Origin of the sequence: Phyllobacterium sp. 628, assembly GCF_014189505.1 — a bacterium.
In the GTDB taxonomy this organism is placed as follows: Bacteria; Pseudomonadota; Alphaproteobacteria; order Rhizobiales; family Rhizobiaceae; genus Phyllobacterium.
In genome coordinates this window covers 3,109,482-3,131,047 of the sequence record NZ_CP050301.1, presented here as the reverse complement: position 1 = coordinate 3,131,047, position 21,566 = coordinate 3,109,482, and the positions used below count along the sequence as shown (strand labels likewise).

The following is a 21,566-nucleotide window of genomic DNA, read 5'->3' as shown; positions in this document are numbered from 1 at the left end:
CCGATATAAAACCCATATGCAATGATCATCTGAACAGATTATTCGGAGTATTCCAGCATGGCGACCTATGACTATGACCTCTTTGTTATTGGTGGCGGGTCAGGCGGGGTTCGCGCGGGTCGTTTGGCTGGCGCTATGGGCAAGCGGGTTGGACTGGCCGAAGAATATCGCATGGGCGGAACCTGCGTCATTCGTGGTTGTGTGCCCAAAAAGCTCTTCGTTTATGCTTCGCAGTTTCAGGAACATTTTGATGCTGCGGCTGGCTATGGCTGGACCGTTGGTGAGACGAAGTTTGACTGGCCAACCCTGATCGCCAACAAGGATCGCGAAATCACGCGGCTTGAAGGCCTGTATCGTAAAGGCTTGGAGAATTCCGAGGTCGAAATTTTTGAAAGCCGGGCGGTGCTGGTCGACGATCACACGATCGAGATATTGAGTACCGGCAAACGCGTTACTGCCGATCAGATCTTGATCGCTACCGGCGGGCACCCAAGCCCGCATCCTTCGTTGTCGGGCAATGAGTTCTGCATAAGCTCAAACGAGGCTTTCCATTTGGAGAAGCTGCCGAAAGCCATCGTGATCGAGGGCGGCGGTTATATCGCAGTGGAGTTTGCCAATATCTTTCATGGCCTTGGCGTGGATACGACACTTGTTTACAGGGGCACGGAAATCCTTTCACGTTTTGATCAGGACCTCCGTTACATGCTGCATGCGGCCATGGTGGAGAAGGGCATCCACATCCGTTGTACGGAAATCGTTACCAAGGTTGAACGTGGAGATGGCGGGCAGAAGCTTGTGCATCTGTCCGGCGGTGAGCAACTCCTCGTTGATGAGGTTATGCTGGCGATAGGACGCGTGCCGAACACAACGTCGCTTGGTCTCGAAAAGGCTGGTGTCGAGGTGGACGCACTTGGAGCGATCAAGGTTGATGCCTATTCGCGCACCAGCAAACAGAACATCTGGGCTGTTGGCGATGTGACCAACCGCGTTCAACTGACGCCGGTCGCCATCCACGAGGCCATGTGTTTTCTTGAAACAGCATTCAAGTATAATCCGACCAAACCAGATCATGAGTTGATTGCTACGGCCGTCTTTTCTCAGCCTGAAATTGGGACTGTCGGGCTGACTGAGCATGATGCTGTCAAGCAGTTTAAGGAAATCGAAGTCTACCGTGCAGTGTTCCGGCCGATGCGCAATACGCTTTCCGGCAGTACGGAAAAAATGCTGATCAAGCTGATTGTCGATGCGGCAACCAGGAAAGTGGTCGGCGCGCATATTCTCGGACCCGATGCGGGCGAAATGGCGCAGTTACTGGCTATTCCGATGAAGGCGGGCTGCACGAAGGAAGACTTTGACCGGACGATGGCGGTGCATCCAACAGCGGCGGAAGAGCTGGTGACCATGTACAAGCCGACTTACCGGGTCGTTGATGGTGTCAAGGCCGACACATAATGGACATCAGTTTGCTGGCCGAACGGGATGATGTTGTGGCCTATTTTGGCTACGGCTCGCTGGTTAACCGCAATACGCTGCGCACGAATATTATCCATGCCATTCCGGCCCGGCTGCTGGGATGGCGCAGGTTGTGGCGCCCTCGGCCTGACATGCCGGGCTTTCCTGCGGCTTTGCTTTCAGTCGCCCGAGAGGAGGGTGCCAGCATTGACGGACTACTGGTGTTCGATCATCGAGACAATCTGGCGTCGGTCGATCTGCGTGAGGTTCATTACGACAGGCGCGATGTGCACATTGGGCATATCGAGACCGACAGCCCTTTGCAGTTGAGCTGTCCAGTCTATGTCTACGAGGCCCAGCATGACGTCCCGCGTCATCCGGAGCCGCCCATAATCCTGCAATCCTATCTCGATGCAGTGATGCAGGGCTTTCTGATCGAGCACGGGGAGGCCGGATTACGCCGGTTTGTTTCTGAAACACGGCACTTCGACACACCTATCTTGCGAGATCGTGCGGTGCCCACTTATCCGCGTTCTGTCACCACCAGCGATGAGGAACGGTTCCTTTTTGACGGGCTGCTTAACGAGAGGAACGCGGTTTTTGTGGAAATGCCGGAGGTCAGACAGACTGGCGTTGGTAGTCAATTGGCTTAAGCGACCCGTTGCTCTTCACGGTGAATTGCGTCTCGCGGTTCGGTGCCGTTCAACAACCAGTCAATGACGGGCGGCCACAGCGTTGCTACATGGCTTTTGCGGAAAAAGCCGAGATGTCCAATAGAGCCGCCCGTTGATTGCTCGGGACTTAACCACAACTGGATTACCGGGGCGTTGCTGTAATGCATGAGCAGATGCTCGACCGCCTTGGGCGTCCCCCACGGATCATCCGTTATGCCAACCGCAAGTAGCGGCGTGCAAACCGATTGGAAGTAGCGGGATTCCGGCGTCCTGACGTCACCAAACAGGAAGTTCGGGCTGCGGCACCAGCGGGCCCAGTCACGGAAGACACTGCCGGGCAATTCTTCGCCTATACCGCTCCATTTGGGCAAGCGGCCAAGCGACATGGCAATCGGCAGGGCAATAAGGTTCATCTTGGCGAAGACGGCAAAGGGTTCCGCCGTATTGCGGTAATAGCCGGAAAGCGACGCCATCGAGGTATAACGTTCAAAATCGCCGGACCGGTTGCTCAGCCCAAGCGCAAGGCCGCCGTAGGAATGGCCAATGCCTACAAGGGGTTTTCCGCCTGCGTTGCTTTTAAGAAGGTCAATTGCGGCTGGAAAATCCAGCACGCCCCAATCCTTCATACCAAGACGTGATTTCCAGCGTTTTGGCACAGCCGATTTCGCGACACCGCGATAGTCATATGTCAGGACTTTTGAAGCGCCGGATGCAAGCAGCTCGCTGGCAAAATGGCGATAGAATGTGTTGGGAACAGCAGCGGCGGAAGAGATCAGGACCGCTGGCCCATCGCCTTTTCCTTCAAACATGGTTCCTTGCAGTGGAAAGCCATCAGAGGCTTCAAAAGCGATGTCGCGCATGGCCGCTCCAACTTTGACTTTAACGTCAACGTAAATCAAAATGCCGCTTGCGACAATGTCCATTTCGCCTTTCCGCCACAAACCTTAACGGGACTGGTATATTGGGGATATTTCCACTATATGAGCGCCTCCGGAAAGAACCGGAAAACTCAAACCTCCCGCTACCAGTGCGGACAATCGAAAACAGGTGCAATAATGACGAAGAACTGGACACCGACTTCCTGGAGAGGCAAACCGATCAAGCAGGTGCCTTTTTATCCGGACGCTCAGGCTGTGAGCGATGTCGAGGGCCGTCTTCGTACATATCCACCACTCGTTTTTGCAGGTGAGGCGCGAAAGCTGAAGCGCCAGCTCGCTGCCGTATCCAAAGGGCAGGGCTTTTTGCTGCAGGGCGGCGATTGTGCTGAAAGCTTTGCGGAACATGGCGCAGATAATATCCGCGACTTTTTCCGCGTGTTTCTGCAGATGGCGGTTGTCCTCACATTTGGTGCGTCGCAGCCGGTGGTGAAGATTGGCCGTATTGCCGGCCAGTTCGCCAAACCGCGTTCCGCTGACACCGAAATCAAGGATGGTATCGAGCTGCCGGTTTATCGCGGTGACATCATCAATGGTATGGAATTCACCGAGGCTTCGCGTATCCCTGACCCGAACCGTCAGGAAATGGTTTACCGCCAGTCAGCCGCAACGTTGAACCTGTTGCGTGCATTTGCTCAGGGTGGCTATGCCAACCTCGAGAACGTGCATCAGTGGATGCTTGGCTTCGTTTCGGATAGCCCTCAGGGTGAACGTTATGAATCGCTGGCCCGCACGATTTCCGACACGATGGATTTCATGCGCGCTGTCGGCATTACGTCCGAAACCAATCATACATTGCGCGAGACGGATTTCTACACCAGCCACGAAGCTTTGCTGCTTGGTTATGAGGAAGCATTGACCCGCGTCGATTCCACGTCGGGCGACTGGTATGGCACATCCGGCCACATGATCTGGATCGGCGATCGTACGCGTCAGCCAGACCATGCCCATGTCGAATATTGCCGTGGCATCAAGAATCCTCTCGGCCTCAAGTGCGGTCCTTCACTGGAGCCAGATGGTCTGATCAAGCTGATCGACCTGCTGAATCCGGAAAATGAGCCGGGCCGCCTGACCCTCATCGCCCGGTTTGGCCATGACAAGGTCGGCGATCATCTGCCGAAGCTGATCCGTGCGGTGCAAAAGGAAGGCCGCGATGTGGTCTGGTCCTGTGATCCGATGCATGGCAACACAATTACGGCCAATGGCTACAAGACACGGCCATTCGACCGTATCCTCAAAGAGGTCGAAGGCTTTTTGCAGTTCATCATGCGGAAGGCACCTATCCCGGTGGCATCCACATCGAAATGACCGGCAAGAACGTCACGGAATGCACCGGCGGTGCACGGGCTATTTCGGCAGAAGACCTGTCGGACCGTTATCATACCCATTGTGATCCGCGCCTCAATGCCGACCAGGCGCTGGAACTGGCGTTTCTTGTTGCTGAACTTCTCAAGAAGGAACGCAACAGCCATCCGCAGAAGATCGCCGTGAACGGCTGATAGAAATTAGACAATAGTCTATGAATACAGAGGGCGGTCTTTCGGGATCGCCCTTTTCTTTACAGGGATATTCGACAACAAAGCCGAGCAGATCACACATCTGTCAGAACATCGGATCGTTTTGGCTGGAATTTTAGTTCCTGGGATTCTATCAAGGTTGCATGACAACAAAACCTTCGCGCCGAATCCGCCTTACATCGTCTTTCCGTTCCTTCATTGAAAGTGAAGCTTCTGGCGGCATCATTCTAATGGTTGTTGCGGCTCTGGCGTTGATCATTGCCAATTCCCCGTTCAGCGAATGGTATTTCGGCCTTCTCAAGACCTATGTTGGGGGCCTCAGCATTCTGCATTGGGTGAATGATGCCCTGATGGCAGTGTTCTTTTTGCTGGTCGGTCTGGAAATCAAACGCGAGATGATCAGCGGACAATTGTCGAGCTGGTCGCGCCGTGCATTGCCGGGATTTGCCGCGGTGGGTGGCATGCTGGTACCGGCTCTGATCTTTCTGGCTTTCAATCAGGGCGAAACTGCCCGCGGCTGGGCTATTCCGTCGGCAACGGATATTGCCTTCTCGCTGGGCGTACTGTCTTTGCTGGGATCACGTGTGCCGCTGTCCCTGAAAGTCTTCCTGACGGCGCTCGCCATTATCGATGATCTTGGCGCTGTGATCATCATCGCCCTGTTTTATACAGAAGGGCTGAATATTCCGGCTGTAGCCGGTGCTGCTGCCATCTTCATTATCCTGATGGGTATGAACCGTTTTGGCATCGTAAGGCTTTGGGCTTATCTTATTCTGGGTGTGATCCTTTGGATATTGGTGTTCAAGTCCGGTATCCACGCTACCATTGCCGGTGTGCTGCTGGCTTTGACAATTCCGATGCGGGGATCGCGCACCGAAGAGGGCACGACTGAATCACCGTTGTTGAAACTGGAACATGCCATACAGCCATGGGTCGGTTTTGCCATTGTCCCGATTTTTGGCTTTGCCAATGCCGGCGTTTCCTTTAGTGGCGTTTCGCTATCCAATCTTGCTGATCCGGTGCCGTTGGGCGTGGCTGCCGGTCTTTTCTTTGGCAAGCAGATCGGTATTTTTGCCTTTGCTTATCTCGCGATCAAATCTCGTCTCGCCGAACGTCCGGCCGGAGCCAGCTGGTTCCAGATTTATGGCGTATCGATCCTCTGTGGCATTGGCTTTACCATGAGCCTGTTTATCGGCCTGCTGGCTTATGCCAATTCGCCGCTGTTGCAGGACGAGACGAAACTGGGCGTGTTGCTTGGATCGCTGTTGTCGGCCTTGGTCGGTGCGTTCTTCCTTCGCTTGTCGCTCGGGCGTTCGTCAAAGGCGTGATTGCGAAAGGCTGAAAGCGCTGGTCCGTCTATTCTTGGGTTTGGACTGAATGGGAGTTGCCGTCATGGCTGAATTGCATAGCGGATCGTGCCTGTGTGGCAATATCAGCTTCAAGACACGCGGAAAATTGCGCGGCATTGTCTATTGCCACTGCTCGCAGTGCCGCAAGCAATCCGGTCATTATTACGCAGCGACCAATGTCCAGAACGATGACATCACCATTTTGGGTGAAGACAACATCAAATGGTATGCGGCCAGCGAATATGCGGCGCGTGGTTTCTGTAAGAATTGCGGATCGGTGATGTTCTGGAAGCATCACGATCTGGATTATATTTCGGTCATGGCGGGATCGTTTGATCAGCCGTCTGGCCTGCGTGGAGAAACGCATATTTTTGTCGGTGACAAGGGTGATTATTACGACATCAAGGACGAGTTGCCGAAATACGTGGCAAGCGGCGGCGGTATTGTTGTGGCTGGTGACTGACCTCGTATCGAATGAGAAGGATTGACGCGCGCTGATCTGGCTTTATAGCTGCCGTTGATCGGACGGGAGCAGATCATGCAGCGGCTTATACTGGCATTCGTCAATTCCATGCGTGCGCTGAGGTATTTGGCGGTGCATGAAAAAGCAGTTCAGCAGGAACTCATTCTTTTTATCCTGTCGATCCCGATCGCCGCCGCCATTGCGCCTTCCGTGCTGATTTTCCTGATTTTGACGGGCTCCGTGCTTATCCTGATCATGATCGAAGTGCTGAATACGGGTATTGAAGCTGCATGCAACGCGGTTTCGCGCGATTTCCAGCGGGACATTCAGATCGCCAAGGATTGCGGATCACTGGCCGTGCTGATCTCGGTTGTTCTCGTCGCAATCGTCTGGTTCTATACAATTTGGCACGTGTTTTTTTCCTGAAGCGGCGTGCGAGTCGCATTGTTAAATCTCCAACGAAATGATATATGTTCATTATGAGCAAAAATACCGACATCCTTCGTATCGCCATCGCCCAGCTCAATCCTGTTCTGGGTGATATCAAGGGAAATCTGGCTAAAGCGCGTGACGCGCGAGCGGATGCGGCCCGGCAAGGGGCCGACCTCGTTCTCTTCACGGAGCTGTTTATCTCCGGCTATCCGCCAGAAGATCTCGTGCTGAAAGCAGCTTTCATCGAGGCGTGCGAGAAGGCGGTCCAGGATTTTGCGACGGATACAGCCGACGGTGGGCCGGGCGTGATCATCGGTACACCTCTGCGCCGTGAGAGCGGCCTGCACAATTCAGCCGTTGTGCTGGATGGCGGGAAAGTCATCGCCGAGCGCTTCAAGGTTGATCTGCCAAACTACGGCGAATTCGATGAAAAGCGCGTGTTCCAGGAGGGGCCCATGCCCGGACCGGTCAATTTTCGCGGTGTGCGCATTGGCATTCCCATCTGCGAAGATATCTGGGGTGAACTTGGCGTTTGTGAAACGCTGGCGGAGAGCGGCGCTGAAATTCTCTGTGTGCCCAATGGCTCACCTTACTATAATGGCAAAGTGGATATCCGCCATCAGGTGGTGTTGCGCCAGGTCATCGAGACCGGCTTGCCGCTGATTTTTGCGAACCAGTTGGGCGGGCAGGACGATCTGATTTTTGACGGTGCGTCCTTTGCGTTCAATGCCGACAAGAAGCTCGCATTCCAGATGTCGCAGTTCGAGGAACAGCTGATCGTCACGACCTGGCGGCGGGGTTCGGACGGCTGGTCCTGCACCGAGGGCCCTATGTCAAAAATCCCGGAAGGCGAGGAGGCACAGTATCGCGCCTGCCTGCTGGGTCTGCGTGACTATGTCAACAAGAACGGCTTCAAGGATGTGGTGCTTGGCCTTTCGGGCGGTATCGACTCGGCCATCTGTGCGGCGCTCGCCGTCGATGCGCTGGGGGAGGAGCGTCTGCGTGCCGTCATGATGCCATACACCTATACTTCCAAAGATTCGCTCAAGGACGCCGAGGATTGCGCCAAAGCGCTCGGTTGCCGCTACGATATCGTGCCGATCTTCCAGCCGGTTGAAGGCTTTCTGAAAGCGCTTGGCCCGACTTTCGAAGGCACCAAGGAAGGCATCACCGAAGAAAACCTGCAGAGCCGTGCGCGTGGCACGATCCTCATGGCGATTTCCAACAAGTTTGGTTCGATGGTTGTCACTACGGGTAACAAGTCGGAAATGTCGGTCGGTTATGCCACGCTCTATGGTGATATGAACGGCGGTTACAACCCGATCAAGGACATCTACAAAATGCAGGTTTACGCCATGTCCGAATGGCGCAACAGGAATGTTCCGGCTGGTGGACTTGGTCCATCGGGTATTGTGATCCCGGAGAATATCATCAAAAAAGCACCTTCCGCCGAACTGCGTGAAAACCAGACGGATCAGGATTCGCTGCCGCCATATCCAGTCCTCGACGATATTCTTGAGTGTCTCGTTGAAAACGAGATGGGCGTGGATGAAATCGTTGAACGTGGTCATGAGCGCAAGACGGTGGAGCGTATCGAACACCTGCTCTATCTTGCCGAATACAAGCGCCGGCAGTCGGCACCGGGCGTAAAGGTAACGCGGAAAAACTTTGGCCGTGACCGGCGTTATCCGATCACCAACAAGTTTCGGGATCGCGGTTAAGCCCGATTGCAGCAAGGTCGGTGCGTGGTTCGACAAGCTCACCATGAGGGAGAGTGAGGATTGCAGGGAGTCATATTCTGTAATGATTCCGATTGTTTCTGCAGCTACACTTCCCTCATGGTGAGCTTGTCGAACCACGCGCCAATATTATTGCAGCCATCTCTTTTTCTTAAGACTAAGGTCTAGTGTTGCAATCGCGCCGCACCAGAATTTGAAAAGCGTTTGCTCAAAAAATAGGCGCTTGGCGCGTCATTGCGAGTCGCCTATAAGCCATCTTTCCGGCAATAACGCTCGGGAGGTTTAGAATGGCACCAGTTTCAATGTCCCCTCGGGGCGGCGTCCGTTCCTGACACGTGATGATGAAAAGCCCAAGGGCTTTTCAATTGACTTCACCGGTCAAGAATACTCATCGCCGACCTTGGCCTTTCCTGTACTCAGGCAAGTCGCCAAACCAAATATGCCGTATTGAGTCCCTTGTTCTGTACCGCGGCATTCTCGTCTGAAATATATATTTGAGGCCGGTGCGCTTTTGCACCGGACGATTGTCATGTCATTTTTTCGTCTTGCTCTTCGCGGCGGAGCTTTCCGCAGCGTTCTTGGATTCACCTGGTTACACTGGCAAAAACAGCCGGTGCGTCTGACTATTATCCTTGGCGCAGTGTTGCTTTCGACACTGGCCGACGTGTTGACGCCGCTTTATTCCGGACGTCTGGTTGATGCGGTGGTCAATGGCGCAGCGACGGAAGTTGTTGTGTGGAATGCGGCCATTGCCGCGTTCTCTACGCTGCTTGCCCTGTCTTTGGGGGCGATCGTCATGCGTCACATCACGTTCATGCTGATTGTCACTCTGACGCTCAAAATGATGTCGGATATCGCGTCCGGGGCATTCTATCGTGTTCAGCGTTTCTCGACGGACTGGCATGCCAACAGCTTTGCCGGATCCACTGTGCGCAAAATCACGCGCGGCATGTGGGCGCTTGATCTGTTGAATGACACATTGCTTCTGGCGCTGTTTCCGTCCGTCGTCATGCTTGTCGGCTCAACAGCGCTGATGGCGTGGTATTGGCCCATGATGGGCGTGGTCATTGGCTTGGGCTCATTCATCTTCGTTGCTGTTACCGCGATGATGTCGCTTGGCTACGTTGCACCAATGGCAAGTCTCGCCAACCGCTGGGATACAAAGCTCGGCGGTTCGCTGGCGGACGCTGTCAGCTGCAACATGGTCGTCAAGGGCTTCGGTGCGGAAGGCCGTGAGGATGCACGGCTGCAGAAAGTTCTGTCCAAGTGGCAGGACCGGACGCGGCGCACGTGGATTCGCGGCACGCGCAATGGCACGACTCAGGGTTCGATGCTGCTCATTCTGCGGGCGGCTGTCATCGGCTTTGCGCTGTGGCTGTGGTCAAAGGGGCAGGCGAGTGCGGGTGATATTACGTTCGTGCTGACATCGTTCTTCATCCTGCAGGGCTATCTGCGTGAAGTTGGCATGCATATCCGTAATTTGCAGCGTTCGATCAACGATATGGAAGAGCTTGTTGACATTCAGAGTCAATCGCTCGGCATTGATGACAAGACGGGTGCCAAACCCATCCAGATCACCGATGGCAAGATCGTGTTCGACAATGTGACGTTCCATTATGGTGTGCATCGCAAGCCGCTCTATGACCGGTTCTCGGTAACGATCAAGGCGGGTGAGCGTGTGGGTCTTGTGGGCCATTCCGGCTCGGGCAAAACCACGTTTGTGAAGCTGATCCAGCGTTTGCATGACGTAAAGGCCGGTCAAATCCTGATCGATGGTCAGGATATTGCCGGCGTTACCCAGGCATCACTGCGTCAGCAGATTGCCATCGTGCAGCAGGAACCAATCCTGTTCCACCGGACGCTGGCCGAGAATATCGCCTATGCGCGGCCAACAGCCACGCAGAGCGAGATCGAGGAAGCAGCACGGCAAGCCAGCGCGCATGATTTCATCACGGGTCTGCCGAAAGGTTATGGCACGCTGGTGGGTGAGCGCGGTGTCAAGCTGTCCGGCGGTGAGCGTCAACGCGTGGCTATCGCCCGGGCTTTCCTTGCGGATGCTCCGGTTCTTATTCTGGACGAGGCAACGTCGAGCCTTGATTCAGAATCAGAAGTGCTGATCCAGCAGGCGATGGAACGGCTGATGCAGGGGCGGACGACACTGGTGATCGCGCACCGGCTATCAACGGTGCGGGCGCTCGATCGGCTTTTGGTCTTCTCGCATGGCCGGATTGCCGAAGAGGGTAATCATGAGGCCCTGATCCAGTTGAAAGCCGGTATCTATCGTGGCTTGTTCGAGCGGCAGGCGCTGGAACTGACCAAGGGTCTCGTGCTCAATGATGGATAAAGCGCTGGCATAAAAAGTGTGCGTGGTTCGACAAGCTCACCATGAGGGAAATGGAAGGCTGCAAAGCCAACAACAAAGTTTGCAGAAATTATCTTCCTGCAACCCACAGTCCTCCCTCATGGTGAGCCCCGTCGAACCACGCACGATGGTTTTGCAAGAACGTTCAACGTTGATGCTATAGGCCGCACGAAAGTGCGGCCTATATTGATATTCACTCGTCGTTCCGATATGCCCGACGCATGACCATTACCGTCCGTTTTGCACCATCCCCCACCGGCTATATCCACATCGGCAACACGCGTACTGCCTTGTTCAACTGGCTGTTTGCGTTGAAGAATAACGGCCAATTAATCCTGCGCTTCGATGATACAGATGTGGAGCGCTCCAAGACCGAATATGCCGATGCTATAGCCACAGATATCGAATGGCTGGGGATCAAGCCCGCGCGCATTGAATACCAGTCGAAGCGCTTTGCGGTTTATGATGCTGCTGTTGAAAAGTTGAAAACGGCCGGCTTGCTTTATCCCTGTTACGAGACGGCGGAAGAGTTGGAGCGCAAGCGCAAGCTGCGTCTCGCGCGTCGTCTGCCACCGGTCTATGGCCGTGATGCGCTGAAATTGACGGCTGAAGACCGTGCGAAACTGGAAGCGGAAGGTCAACCGCCGCATTGGCGGTTTCTGCTGCCCAATTTCAAAGATGATCCATTCATGCCGGTCCGTACCGACGTGCATTGGAACGACATTGTACGTGGTCCGGAAACCGTTGATCTTGCTTCGCTTTCTGATCCTGTTCTTGTGCGGGAAGACGGCACCTATCTCTACACATTGCCATCTGTCGTTGATGATATCGATATGGGCATCACCCACATCATTCGCGGCGATGACCACGTAACCAACAGTGGTGTGCAGATTTCCATTTTCGAAGCGTTGGGGGCCAAAGCGCCGGAGTTGGGGCACCACAACCTTCTGACCACCATTTCAGGCGAGGGGCTGTCCAAACGTACAGGTGCGCTGTCGGTTGGCAGTCTACGCCGGGATGGCTATGAGCCAATGGCAGTCGCCAGCCTTGCCGTGCTCATCGGTACATCGGAGAATGTCGTGGCGGTGTCGGATATGGCGGCGCTGGCGGAAATTTTTGATCCCAAGGCCACGTCGAAATCATCATCCAAATTTGATCCGGCGGAACTGGATACACTCAACCGCACGCTCATTCATGCGATGCCATTTGAGGCGGCTCAGATCCGGTTGACCGGGATGGGCATAGAAGGCACCAAGGCCGAAGCTTTCTGGCTAGCGGTGCGCGGCAATCTCTCCCGCGTTTCTGATGCCGGTCTCTGGTGGAGCATCATTCAGGATGGCCCGGTCAGCACCGAAGCGCTTGCCACCGAGGATATTGATTTTGTCCGTGCGGCCTTTGATGTTCTGCCGCCGGAACCGTGGAACCGCGAAACCTGGAAGCTATGGACTGATGCCGTGAAAACCCAGAGCGGCCGCAAGGGAAAGCCCCTGTTCATGCCGCTGCGCATCGCGCTTACTGGGCTGGCTTCTGGCCCGGAACTCGCAGATTTGCTGCCCCTTCTTGGTCGGGAAGGAACGTTGGCCCGACGACCCTAACCTTGCGGTTGGGATCAATGGGTTTGTCCGGTGACAGCGGTTTTGGTTGTTCGGCTTCAACTTTCGGTATTGCAGGCGTTCCCATCTGAATAATCGAAGATGGTTTTTTGTCGGTGGTCGTCGCAGGCGCTGCCGGCTCAACCTTGGCCTCAACCGGTACAGCTGGTTTGCTCGCCTCAGCGGGTTGGGCTGGCTTAGCAGGCGGCAAAGGTTCGGCTTTAACAGGTTCGACCGGTTTTATCGGGTGTGCAGGCTCAAGCGCCTGTTCTGCTGGAGCGGGAGCTGACGTTTTGGGCGGTTCCAGCTTGGCAGGTTCAGCCGGTTGCATCGTCTGCGCTGGTTTGGTCGCAGGCGCAATCCCCACAGGCGGAAGCGGCTTTGCCGGTTCTTTGGCAATTTCCTTTGGATTTCCCAAGGTGGTGTAGTTTCCAGCCGTCCGCTGGCAGGAACATTGCGGTGTGCCATTCGCGCCGACCTTGCGGAATTTGAACGCGTTGGGCATGTCCGTATAGGCCTGACCACGCAGCGATGTCATCTGATCGACTGTTTCACCTCGGGTTGCGTGGTAAAACAGTTTCGCTCCCGGGCATTGTGCCTGACATTGTGCTTCATCGCGTCCAAAATTTTCAGCACCGGTGGCGTAGGAAATAGGGAAATAATAGCCATCGCAAGTGCGCACGCACAGCGTCTGAAATTGTCCGCCATAGACAGGTGTTGTATCGTCCAGCGGCTCGGTTTGATCGGGCTGTTCGTTGCCAAGAATTTCGTAAGGGCGCCGGGGCGCAGGCTCGCGCGGCGGGATTTCGCGATCTTCGTCATAGGAAGCGGTGCAATTGTTAGCATCAAGCGCAGCCTCGACCCGGTCGCGGCGCAGGCTGAGTTCGTATTCGTCCGTATCATAATCATTGTTGATTTCGCGCAGCCGCTGTTCCATGCGGATACAGATATCCGAGGCCGCCGCCGCGAACTGCGTCGATATCAGCAGTGCGCCCATGGCGAATGCTGCAAAATGGATGACCCGTTTCATATAGTGCTCAAGCCCTGCCAAGATCATGCGCAACCAGTTTGGCTGAATGCGCATGAACCATCCATGAACGTGCGGCAGCAATAAGACGCCCGCTTATTATTCCAGGCGCTGGGACGCCTCGACAACGGCCAGCGCCGTCATGTTGACGATACCACGCGATGTCACCGAAGGCGTCAGAATATGCACCGGCTTGGCAGCGCCGAGCAGGATCGGCCCGACATGCAGCGCGTCTGTGACGGATTTGACGACGTTCAACGTAATGTTTGCTGCATCGAGATTGGGGAATACCAGAAGATTGGCTTCGCCGCTCAAACGGGAATGCGGCAGTACACGCTCACGCAGGATTTCCGACAGGGCGGAGTCGCCATGCATTTCGCCATCCTGTTCCAGATCCGGTGCCTTGGAGCGCAGGATTTCCGAGGCAGCGCGCATCTTTGCGGCACTTTCAGAATCGCGCGAGCCAAAGTTGGAATGCGAGAGAAGTGCAGCCTTCGGCTCGATACCGAAGCGGCGAATTTCATTGGCAGCAAGAACGGTTTTTTCCGCAATTTCTTCCGCGGTCGGGTCAATGCTGACATAGGTGTCCGTCAGAAACAGAATGCCGCGCTGCGAGATCAGGAGACTCAAAGCCGAGAAATTGCGAATACCTTCCAGCTTTCCGATAATCTGATCGACATTGCGCAAATGCCGCTCGAAACGACCTTCAAGCCCGCAGATCATGGCATCGGCTTCGCCGCGAACAATCGCCAGTGCCGCAATGACCGTACCGCTGGCGCGGACCATGGTGCGTGCAACTTCTGGTGTCGTGCCCCGGCGCCCAGTGAGATTGACCAGCAAGTCAACGTAGTCGCGATAGCGCGGATCGTCCTCCGGATCGATAATATCGAAATCCGTACCAACTTTGATCTTCAGGCCATAACGCTGGAGCCGTGTCTCGATAACCTGCGGACGACCGATCAGCGTCGGAATGGCTGTGCCTTCTTCAAGCACCACCTGTGCAGCACGCAGCACGCGCTCATCTTCACCATCGGCATAAATGACGCGTTTCTTTTCAGCTGTGCGCGCCGCTGTGAAGATCGGCTTCATGATCAGGCCGGAGCGGAAGACAAAGCGGTTCAGCCGGTCAAGATAGGCATCAAAATCTTCAATCGGACGGTCAGCGACACCTGTCTCCATGGCTGCCTTGGCAACAGCAGGAGCTATGCGCAGGATCAGGCGGGGATCAAAGGGTGAAGGGATCAGATAGTTTGGACCGAATGTTGGTGTTTCACCGGAATAGGCACGGGCGGCGACATCCGATGGCTCTTCCCGGGCGAGGGCAGCAATAGCCTTCACCGCCGCCATCTTCATTTCTTCATTGATCGCCCGAGCGCCGCAATCGAGCGCGCCGCGGAAAATATAGGGGAAACACAGGACATTGTTGACCTGATTGGGGAAGTCGGAGCGCCCGGTACAAATCATGGCATCAGGCCGTGCCGCACGTGCGTCCTCGGGCATGATTTCAGGGTTCGGATTGGCAAGCGCCATGATCAGCGGGTTGGGCGCCATTTGCTTCAATAGTTCCGGCTTAAGCACACCGGCAGCAGATAGGCCAAGGAACACATCGGCACCGCCGATAACGTCAGCCAGCACACGGGCGTCGGTCTTCTGCGCATAAACGGATTTCCAGCGGTCCATCAGCGTATTACGGCCGTCATAGACGACGCCATCAAGATCGCAGACCCAGATATTTTTGCGATTGGCACCGAGCTTGACCAGAAGGTTGAGACAGGCGAGGGCGGCAGCACCAGCGCCTGATGCGACGATCTTGACCTTGGACAGATCCTTGCCGGCCAGTTCCATACCATTGAGGATCGCAGCGGCAACGATGATGGCTGTGCCATGCTGGTCATCATGGAAAACCGGAATGTTCATCTTGGCGCGGAGGATTTCTTCCACGTCGAAACATTCCGGTGCCTTAATATCTTCAAGGTTGATGCCGCCGAAAGTCGGCTCGAGTGCGGCAACAACGTCAACGATCTTGTTGATTTCCTGCGCATCGATTTCAATATCAAAAACGTCGATGTCAGCGAATTTCTTGAACAGGACTGCCTTGCCTTCCATGACAGGCTTGGACGCGAGGGGTCCGATATTGCCGAGACCAAGCACGGCGGTGCCGTTCGAAATAACAGCAACCAGATTGGCGCGGCTGGTATAGTCGGCGGCCGTGGCTGGATCGGCATGAATGGCCAGACATGGAGCCGCTACGCCGGGGGAATAGGCTAGGGCCAGGTCACGCTGATTTCCAAGCGGTTTGGTTGCCTGGATTTCCAACTTACCTGGCCGGGGAAAGCGGTGATAAAAAAGTGCGCTCTCATCAAGGTCAGACTGGTTGGGCGTGTTGTCCTTGGCCATGGATCAGATCCTCCGAAAATTGGCTGGTCGCATTGTGGGATTTGCGATTCAATCTTTTTAGCATGCATAAATGACATGAAGAGCCATAAATGAAGTCTATTTTGTTACAAGTGTTTATCTTTCGAAACCACTTACTTTTCGCCAGCGTCATAAGACTGTGACATGAATCAGGTTTGTGTCGGCGTGTAGATACCCCGTGTGTATCAGCGCTGAACGGAGATCAGCATCATGGTCGAGCCAGAGGCCCGCAAGTTCCGTACGATCTTTTTGTCCGATGTTCATCTCGGCTCAAAGGGTGCGAAAGCGAATTTCCTGCTGGATTTTCTGAAGTATCACGATGCCGATACGATCTATCTCGTTGGCGATATTGTCGATGGCTGGCGTCTGCGCCGCAGTTGGCATTGGCCGCAGGAACACAATGATATCGTGCAGAAGCTTTTGCGCAAAAGTCGCAAGGGCGCGCGAATTCTTTATATTGCCGGCAATCATGACGAATTTCTGCGCGATTTTCAGGGCACGCATTTTGGCGGTATCGAGGTCATGGACCGGACGATGCACGAGACTGCGGACGGCCGTAAATTTCTCGTGATCCATGGTGATCAGTTTGACGTGGTCGTGCGTAATGCCCGGCACATCGCCTATCTTGGTGATTGGGCCTATGACGCAGCGCTGGCGATCAACACCGTCATGAACAAGGTTCGGCGCATGCTTGGGCTGCGCTACTGGTCGTTCTCGGCCTGGGCAAAATTCCGGGTGAAGAAGGCTGTCAATTTCATCGGTTCCTTCCAGACCGTGGTTTCCGAAGAAGCCCGCCGCATCGGCGCCGATGGCGTCATCTGTGGGCACATCCATCATGCGACCATCGAACAGATCGACGGCATTGAATACATCAATACGGGCGACTGGGTTGAAAGCTGTACGGCGATTGTCGAACATAATGACGGCAAAATGGAGCTTATTTCCTGGACGCATCTGATTGGCGAGAAGGCTGGTTTTGCCCCGGTTGTCAAACTGGAAGACAAGCGGCCCAAGGCGGCGAATGCGGCCTGATATCCTTCTCCGGCAAGGATTATTCCAATGAAAAGGCTCGTCATTGTTTCCGATGCCTGGCATCCGCAGGTGAATGGTGTCGTGCGGACTCTGACAAAACTGCGCGAGCAGATGGAAGCGCGCGGCGTTGAGGTGACGATCATCTCGCCTGCGGATTATCGCTCCGTGCCATGCCCGACCTATCCGGAAATCCGTCTGGCCTTGACCCATCCGGCTGCGGTGAAGTCCCGGATTGAGGCATTGCAGCCCGCTTTCGTTCATATCGCGACTGAAGGTCCGCTTGGTATCATGGCGCGGCGGGCATGCCTGAAGAACAAATGGCGTTTCACCACCAGCTTTCATACGCGTTTCCCGGAATATCTGCGCGAACGCCTGCCGATCCCCTTATCATGGACCTATGGCTTCCTGCGGCGGTTTCATAATGCTGCCGAAACCTGCCTTGTGCCAACGCAATCCATCTATGAGGAATTGACGGAACGCGGTTTTGATACGCTGAAGGTCTGGACGCGCGGCGTTGACCGCGCGCTGTTCAGACCGCAAGCGGACGTCGATCTTGGTTTGCAACACCCGGTGTTTCTGTGTGTCGGCCGCGTTGCGCCGGAGAAAAATCTGGAAGCATTCCTGTCGCTCGACCTGCCGGGAACGAAGCTGATTGTCGGCGACGGTCCAGACATGGACGAACTGAAACGGAAGTTCCCTGATGCTGTCTTTGCCGGCAAGAAGGAAGGCGAAGACCTCGCCCGCCATTATGCGGGTGCTAATGTTTTCGTCTTTCCCAGCCGCACCGATACGTTTGGTCTTGTGCTGCTTGAAGCCATTGCCTGCGGGCTTCCGGTGGCGGGTTATCCCGTTGCTGGCCCTAAAGATGTCATCGGTGCGACGGGCGCAGGCGTGTTATCAGCCGATTTGCAGGAAGCGGCACTCGGTGCCTTGAAGATGGGGCCGGTCGATCCCGATACCAAACTTCAGGGCTTCAGTTGGGAAGCCTGTGCCGATATTTTCGAAGAAATTCTCACGGCGGTCGTTGCCGTCAAACAGCCCATCGGCCGCCGGACTAAGGCTGCGCGGACTGTGTCGGCGCGCTAACGGGTTTGGTTTCCACTCGTATTACAGCCGTTGCTGCCAGTTGATCGTAAATCGGGTCGTTTTTCTGGGAAACTGAAACAATAATCCATATTGTCCAGCCAAGTTGGATGATGAACGCGATCGCCACGAAAAAGAAAACACCTGAGAAATTAGGTGCGGCTTGTAGACTCTTAAAAAATAGAAGAGCAAGAACCAGCAAACCGGGGATCGAACCGATCCACATGGCCAAATTTCGCTGGATTGCTTTGCGCAGCGGCAGACCTGAACGCGTTACATCAGCAATATCGACAGCTCGTATTTTTACAGCGCGCTTTCCGAAGGTGGAACCGGACTTAAATTCCATAAAAATAAGATATGCCAAAAAGATAATTATAGCTGGAATATCCATTGACCACGCAGTTCGTGGAACACTGTCAGGTCCGAGAGTGTAAGTTTGACTGACTGTTGTCGTGACAGATCCTTGCTCGGTGCTTTTGCTGATGACCAACTCTCGTGACATGTCGAAGCCAAGAAGACCGGTGTGACAATCGGTTATCGAGTCGTAATCAGCGGGAGGTGGAGGGTCAAGCTTGATACCCTCCGGCAGTGCAGACACTGAATAACAAATTGTGGTCGTAAACCCAAAGGTGCCCTGAACAGCTCCATTTGTTTGTGCGTAGAGTACCATTACCAATATCTGCAATGGTAGCAATACGATGATGGAATCGATTAACAATGCGCCGACCCGCCGCCAGAAATCTGATCGTTTCGGCTGAGAATAGTCGGATGTATCTGTCATTGTGATCTTGCCCCCGCGTGATCATATTTGCGTTAAGGTGAATGGATTTTTTGGTAAATACAATTCAAAAACGAAAATAAACTGTGCAACACCAATCATATATTCGAAATTTTTCGCCGGGGGCTTTTCCGTTGCAATGAATACTTAAACCCAACAAAAACCTTCAACGCTTCTAGGTCGTTGTCGCAAATCGTGATACTTCGGGAGACGGATCAATCTATATATAACATGCCGTTCCGTCTATTCTCCGAAAGTCCTACCCGATGACAGCCGCAACTGCGGATAATTTTCACGACAAACCGTCTCGTTTCGAGTTGCGGCTTGCTCTGGCTTACTTTGCTATCTTCATTTCGAGTGGTTTGCATCTGCCGTACTTTCCGCTCTGGCTCGAATTCAAATCGCTGTCACCGACGGAGATCTCGATCGTGCTGTCCATGCCGCTATTCGTGCGTGTGATTGCAGCGCCCCTGGTTTCCATTCTTGCGGATCAATCGAATGATCGCGCGCATATCCTGACGATCGCGACCATTCTTGCCGTCATTGTCGCGGCGTTTTACTTTTTGCCATTCAATTTTTTCGGCATCCTTGTCGTTTCGCTGGTCTTGGCCGCGCCCTGGACATCGCAGGTGCCATTGGCCGATACGATTGCTCTTTCAGGTGTGCGCCGCTATGGCGCTGATTTTGCGCGTATGCGTGTCTGGGGCTCTATTGCCTTTCTGCTGGCGTCCTTTGGTGGCGGTGTGCTGATCCAGCATACGGGTGAATGGATTATCCCAACGGTTCTGCTCGGGGCTCTCATTGCTGCCTGCGGGATGAGTTTTGTTGTGCCGCGCATTGGCAAGCCGCGCCGTCTGTCGCCGCTCTCTGACATTGATATGGCCGATGCGGGCAGGGCACTGCGGCGTCCGGCATTCGTAACGTTTCTGATTGCCACTGGTATCACGCAGGCCAGCCATGCCTATGGCTACAGCTTTTCCGCCATTTACTGGAAGTCGATTGGCATCGAGGAAACGGTGATCGGCGCCCTATGGTCGATCGCCGTTGTGGCGGAAGTGATTATGTTCACCTGCTTTCGCCGGGTGTTCGGGCGTCTGCATCCGGCCCGGGTTCTGATGATCGGCTCCGGTGTTGCTATCTTCCGCTGGACTGTCTTCCCGTTGATTGTGCCCGCTGGCTTTGGCGTCACCGGCTTTTTCGTGGTGCAGAGCCTGCACTCGTTTTCCTTCGCACTCTCGTTTCTCGGCATGCAGAAGATGATCGCCATGACCATTCCGGAGGAAAAGGGCGGCACAGCACAGGGCATCTCCACGTTTTTCATCGGTACATCGCTGGCAATCATTACGATGGTCTCTGGCCCGCTTTATAGCGCCACCGGCATTTACGGGTTCTATGCAATGGTCGTTCTGGCCGCGATTGGGCTTTTCCTCGCCAACGTTTCTCTTAAGCTGGAACAGCGCGAACGCTGAGGCCCTAGCCCCAGAGTTCTGGCTCCGGCGGTGCAACGCTGCTGCCTTCGAAGGCAAGGCCCGGCGCGCGGTCCTCTTTAAGAATCAAAGGGCCATCGAGATCGACAAAGTCTGCGTCTTGCGCCACCAGAAAGGCGGGAGCCATGGCCAGTGACGTGCCGACCATGCAACCAACCATAATCCCAAAACCCAGTTCGCGCGCACGCTTTTGCATGCGCATGGCTTCGGTCAAACCGCCTGATTTGTCGAGCTTGATGTTGATGCTGTCATAAATGCCGAGCAATGTGTGCAAATCGTCGGTACCGTGGGCGCTTTCATCGGCGCAGATCGGCACCGGATGGGGGATTTTTGCAAGAATGGCGTCTTTTCCGGCTGGAAGAGGCTGCTCAATCAAAACCACACCTGCCTTCGCAGCCGCGAGCATGTTTTCGATAATATTGGCGTCGGACCAACCTTCATTTGCATCAAGGATGATCCGGCTGTTCGGCGCGGCCTTTGCGACTGCACGAATGCGCTCGACGTCGTTTTCGCCGCCAACCTTCACCTTGATCAAAGGCCGTTCCGCGAGCGCTCGAGCTGAAGCTGCCATAGTTTGGGGATCGCCGAACGAAACAGTCACTGCGGTGGTCAAGGATTTTAAGGGCGGCAGGCCAAGCATGTCCGCTACCCGTTGTCCGCTTTGTTTGGCTTCTAAGTCCCAGAGCGCGCAATCGACGGCGTTGCGCGCCGCACCTGCTCCGATCAGTCCAGGTAAATCGTGCCGGGTAGCACCTTGAACCAGAGCCTCGCGCAGCTTTTCAATCTCAGCGCAGACAGAATCGAGACTTTCGCCGTAGCGTGCGTAAGGCACACATTCGCCGCGTCCGGTGTAGGGCCCGTTACTCAAAGTGCAAAGCACGATTGCCGCTTCCGTCTTGGAACCTCGAGAGATTGTAAACGTTCCAGCGATGGGCCAGCGTTCGACGGATACGATCAGATTTTTTCCCATTATGCGCCTTAGAGCCTTGCCTGCTTAAATGGAACCGTTCTGCCGGAGGGAGTTTGTGGACAAGATCAAGGGATTTGACGAGACCGATGTTTATCCATCGGGCGAGGTCAAAGCCCGCAGGAATTGGCCCAAATTCACCCGGCCCTTCGGGTTTCCGGCTGGCGGCCAACCACTTTGTCAGGCAGCTTCGTCCGATGGGTAAACATCGGCCTCGCTACCTTCCGCGTGGATTGTCTCGCCATCCGAGAAACAGAACCGG

Annotated in this window: 17 protein-coding genes and 1 pseudogene; 13 read left to right on the top strand and 5 right to left on the bottom strand. The window is 54.8% G+C overall.

Going from position 1 to position 21,566, the window contains the following annotated elements; translation table 11 throughout:
* Window positions 1-57: 57 nt before the first annotated feature.
* Together gor and HB779_RS17030 are read left to right on the top strand one after the other, a co-directional pair.
* Complete coding sequence (gor, locus tag HB779_RS17035; RefSeq protein ID WP_188343451.1) at window positions 58-1,452, top strand: glutathione-disulfide reductase; 1,395 nt, start codon at window positions 58-60, stop codon at window positions 1,450-1,452.
* Window positions 1,452-2,105 carry a gamma-glutamylcyclotransferase family protein gene (locus tag HB779_RS17030; RefSeq protein WP_188343450.1) on the top strand — a complete coding sequence of 218 codons (654 nt, stop codon included), beginning with the start codon at window positions 1,452-1,454 and terminating at the stop codon, window positions 2,103-2,105. Before gor ends, HB779_RS17030 begins: the two co-directional genes overlap by 1 nt.
* On the opposite strand, the gene HB779_RS17025 is transcribed toward HB779_RS17030, so the two are convergent.
* Window positions 2,102-3,049: an alpha/beta fold hydrolase gene (locus HB779_RS17025; protein ID WP_244642404.1), complete on the bottom strand. Its 948-nt coding sequence runs from the start codon at window positions 3,047-3,049 to the stop codon at window positions 2,102-2,104. The genes HB779_RS17030 and HB779_RS17025 overlap by 4 nt on opposite strands.
* 132 nt (window positions 3,050-3,181) lie before the next feature.
* Between HB779_RS17025 and HB779_RS17020 the strand changes: the two are divergent.
* The 7 genes and pseudogenes from HB779_RS17020 (at window position 3,182) to gltX (ending at window position 12,518) form a co-directional block, all read left to right on the top strand.
* Window positions 3,182-4,560, top strand: a pseudogene (locus HB779_RS17020) (class II 3-deoxy-7-phosphoheptulonate synthase).
* Window positions 4,561-4,721: 161 nt separating this feature from the next.
* Window positions 4,722-5,906 carry a Na+/H+ antiporter NhaA gene (gene nhaA, locus HB779_RS17015; RefSeq protein WP_188343449.1) on the top strand — a complete coding sequence of 395 codons (1,185 nt, stop codon included), beginning with the start codon at window positions 4,722-4,724 and terminating at the stop codon, window positions 5,904-5,906.
* Between the two features lie 64 nt (window positions 5,907-5,970).
* Entirely contained in the window at window positions 5,971-6,390 is a 420-nt protein-coding gene (locus HB779_RS17010; protein WP_188343448.1) for a GFA family protein, read from the top strand.
* A gap of 75 nt (window positions 6,391-6,465) precedes the next feature.
* Window positions 6,466-6,816 (top strand): diacylglycerol kinase, encoded by a 351-nt coding sequence (locus HB779_RS17005; RefSeq protein ID WP_188343447.1) that lies wholly within the window; start codon window positions 6,466-6,468, stop codon window positions 6,814-6,816.
* Window positions 6,817-6,869: 53 nt separating this feature from the next.
* Complete coding sequence (locus HB779_RS17000) at window positions 6,870-8,543, top strand: NAD+ synthase (protein WP_188343446.1); 1,674 nt, start codon at window positions 6,870-6,872, stop codon at window positions 8,541-8,543.
* A gap of 547 nt (window positions 8,544-9,090) precedes the next feature.
* The gene (locus HB779_RS16995; protein ID WP_188343445.1) at window positions 9,091-10,905 is read left to right on the top strand and encodes an ABC transporter ATP-binding protein; all 1,815 of its coding nucleotides are present in this window, start codon (window positions 9,091-9,093) and stop codon (window positions 10,903-10,905) included.
* Between the two features lie 239 nt (window positions 10,906-11,144).
* Complete coding sequence (gene gltX, locus HB779_RS16990; protein ID WP_188343444.1) at window positions 11,145-12,518, top strand: glutamate--tRNA ligase; 1,374 nt, start codon at window positions 11,145-11,147, stop codon at window positions 12,516-12,518.
* On the opposite strand, the gene HB779_RS16985 is transcribed toward gltX, so the two are convergent.
* Both HB779_RS16985 and HB779_RS16980 read right to left on the bottom strand, forming a co-directional pair.
* Window positions 12,436-13,599, bottom strand: a complete 1,164-nt coding sequence (locus tag HB779_RS16985; RefSeq protein ID WP_188343443.1) for a DUF2865 domain-containing protein — start codon at window positions 13,597-13,599, stop codon at window positions 12,436-12,438. The genes gltX and HB779_RS16985 overlap by 83 nt on opposite strands.
* Before the next feature lie 42 nt (window positions 13,600-13,641).
* Window positions 13,642-15,939 (bottom strand): NADP-dependent malic enzyme, encoded by a 2,298-nt coding sequence (locus HB779_RS16980; RefSeq protein ID WP_188343442.1) that lies wholly within the window; start codon window positions 15,937-15,939, stop codon window positions 13,642-13,644.
* 228 nt (window positions 15,940-16,167) lie between these two features.
* Here HB779_RS16980 and HB779_RS16975 point away from each other — a divergent pair, with 228 nt between their 5' ends.
* Window positions 16,168-16,989 (top strand): UDP-2,3-diacylglucosamine diphosphatase, encoded by an 822-nt coding sequence (locus HB779_RS16975; protein ID WP_188343441.1) that lies wholly within the window; start codon window positions 16,168-16,170, stop codon window positions 16,987-16,989.
* 27 nt (window positions 16,990-17,016) lie between these two features.
* Window positions 17,017-18,075: a glycosyltransferase family 1 protein gene (locus HB779_RS16970; protein ID WP_188343440.1), complete on the top strand. Its 1,059-nt coding sequence runs from the start codon at window positions 17,017-17,019 to the stop codon at window positions 18,073-18,075.
* On the opposite strand, the gene HB779_RS16965 is transcribed toward HB779_RS16970, so the two are convergent.
* The gene (locus HB779_RS16965) at window positions 18,044-18,853 is read right to left on the bottom strand and encodes an RDD family protein (RefSeq protein WP_188343439.1); all 810 of its coding nucleotides are present in this window, start codon (window positions 18,851-18,853) and stop codon (window positions 18,044-18,046) included. The two genes, HB779_RS16970 and HB779_RS16965, sit on opposite strands and share 32 nt — an antisense overlap.
* 263 nt (window positions 18,854-19,116) lie before the next feature.
* Here HB779_RS16965 and HB779_RS16960 point away from each other — a divergent pair, with 263 nt between their 5' ends.
* Window positions 19,117-20,319: an MFS transporter gene (locus HB779_RS16960; RefSeq protein ID WP_188343438.1), complete on the top strand. Its 1,203-nt coding sequence runs from the start codon at window positions 19,117-19,119 to the stop codon at window positions 20,317-20,319.
* Window positions 20,320-20,323: 4 nt separating this feature from the next.
* Here the strand turns inward: HB779_RS16960 and dgcA are convergent, their stop codons facing one another.
* Window positions 20,324-21,307, bottom strand: a complete 984-nt coding sequence (gene dgcA / locus HB779_RS16955) for an N-acetyl-D-Glu racemase DgcA (protein WP_188343437.1) — start codon at window positions 21,305-21,307, stop codon at window positions 20,324-20,326.
* Between the two features lie 55 nt (window positions 21,308-21,362).
* On the opposite strand from dgcA, the gene HB779_RS16950 reads away from it, so the two are divergent.
* Window positions 21,363-21,509 carry a hypothetical protein gene (locus HB779_RS16950; protein WP_188343436.1) on the top strand — a complete coding sequence of 49 codons (147 nt, stop codon included), beginning with the start codon at window positions 21,363-21,365 and terminating at the stop codon, window positions 21,507-21,509.
* The last annotated feature ends 57 nt before the right edge of the window (window positions 21,510-21,566 follow it).

Coding starts and splice junctions, on each gene's coding strand:
- gor (WP_188343451.1), top strand. CDS start 58: ATGGCGACCTATGACTATGACCTCTTTGTTATTGGTGGCGGGTCAGGC.
- HB779_RS17030 (WP_188343450.1), top strand. CDS start 1,452: ATGGACATCAGTTTGCTGGCCGAACGGGATGATGTTGTGGCCTATTTT.
- HB779_RS17025 (WP_244642404.1), bottom strand. CDS start 3,049: ATGGACATTGTCGCAAGCGGCATTTTGATTTACGTTGACGTTAAAGTC.
- nhaA (WP_188343449.1), top strand. CDS start 4,722: ATGACAACAAAACCTTCGCGCCGAATCCGCCTTACATCGTCTTTCCGT.
- HB779_RS17010 (WP_188343448.1), top strand. CDS start 5,971: ATGGCTGAATTGCATAGCGGATCGTGCCTGTGTGGCAATATCAGCTTC.
- HB779_RS17005 (WP_188343447.1), top strand. CDS start 6,466: ATGCAGCGGCTTATACTGGCATTCGTCAATTCCATGCGTGCGCTGAGG.
- HB779_RS17000 (WP_188343446.1), top strand. CDS start 6,870: ATGAGCAAAAATACCGACATCCTTCGTATCGCCATCGCCCAGCTCAAT.
- HB779_RS16995 (WP_188343445.1), top strand. CDS start 9,091: ATGTCATTTTTTCGTCTTGCTCTTCGCGGCGGAGCTTTCCGCAGCGTT.
- gltX (WP_188343444.1), top strand. CDS start 11,145: ATGACCATTACCGTCCGTTTTGCACCATCCCCCACCGGCTATATCCAC.
- HB779_RS16985 (WP_188343443.1), bottom strand. CDS start 13,599: ATGCGCATTCAGCCAAACTGGTTGCGCATGATCTTGGCAGGGCTTGAG.
- HB779_RS16980 (WP_188343442.1), bottom strand. CDS start 15,939: ATGGCCAAGGACAACACGCCCAACCAGTCTGACCTTGATGAGAGCGCA.
- HB779_RS16975 (WP_188343441.1), top strand. CDS start 16,168: ATGGTCGAGCCAGAGGCCCGCAAGTTCCGTACGATCTTTTTGTCCGAT.
- HB779_RS16970 (WP_188343440.1), top strand. CDS start 17,017: ATGAAAAGGCTCGTCATTGTTTCCGATGCCTGGCATCCGCAGGTGAAT.
- HB779_RS16965 (WP_188343439.1), bottom strand. CDS start 18,853: ATGACAGATACATCCGACTATTCTCAGCCGAAACGATCAGATTTCTGG.
- HB779_RS16960 (WP_188343438.1), top strand. CDS start 19,117: ATGACAGCCGCAACTGCGGATAATTTTCACGACAAACCGTCTCGTTTC.
- dgcA (WP_188343437.1), bottom strand. CDS start 21,307: ATGGGAAAAAATCTGATCGTATCCGTCGAACGCTGGCCCATCGCTGGA.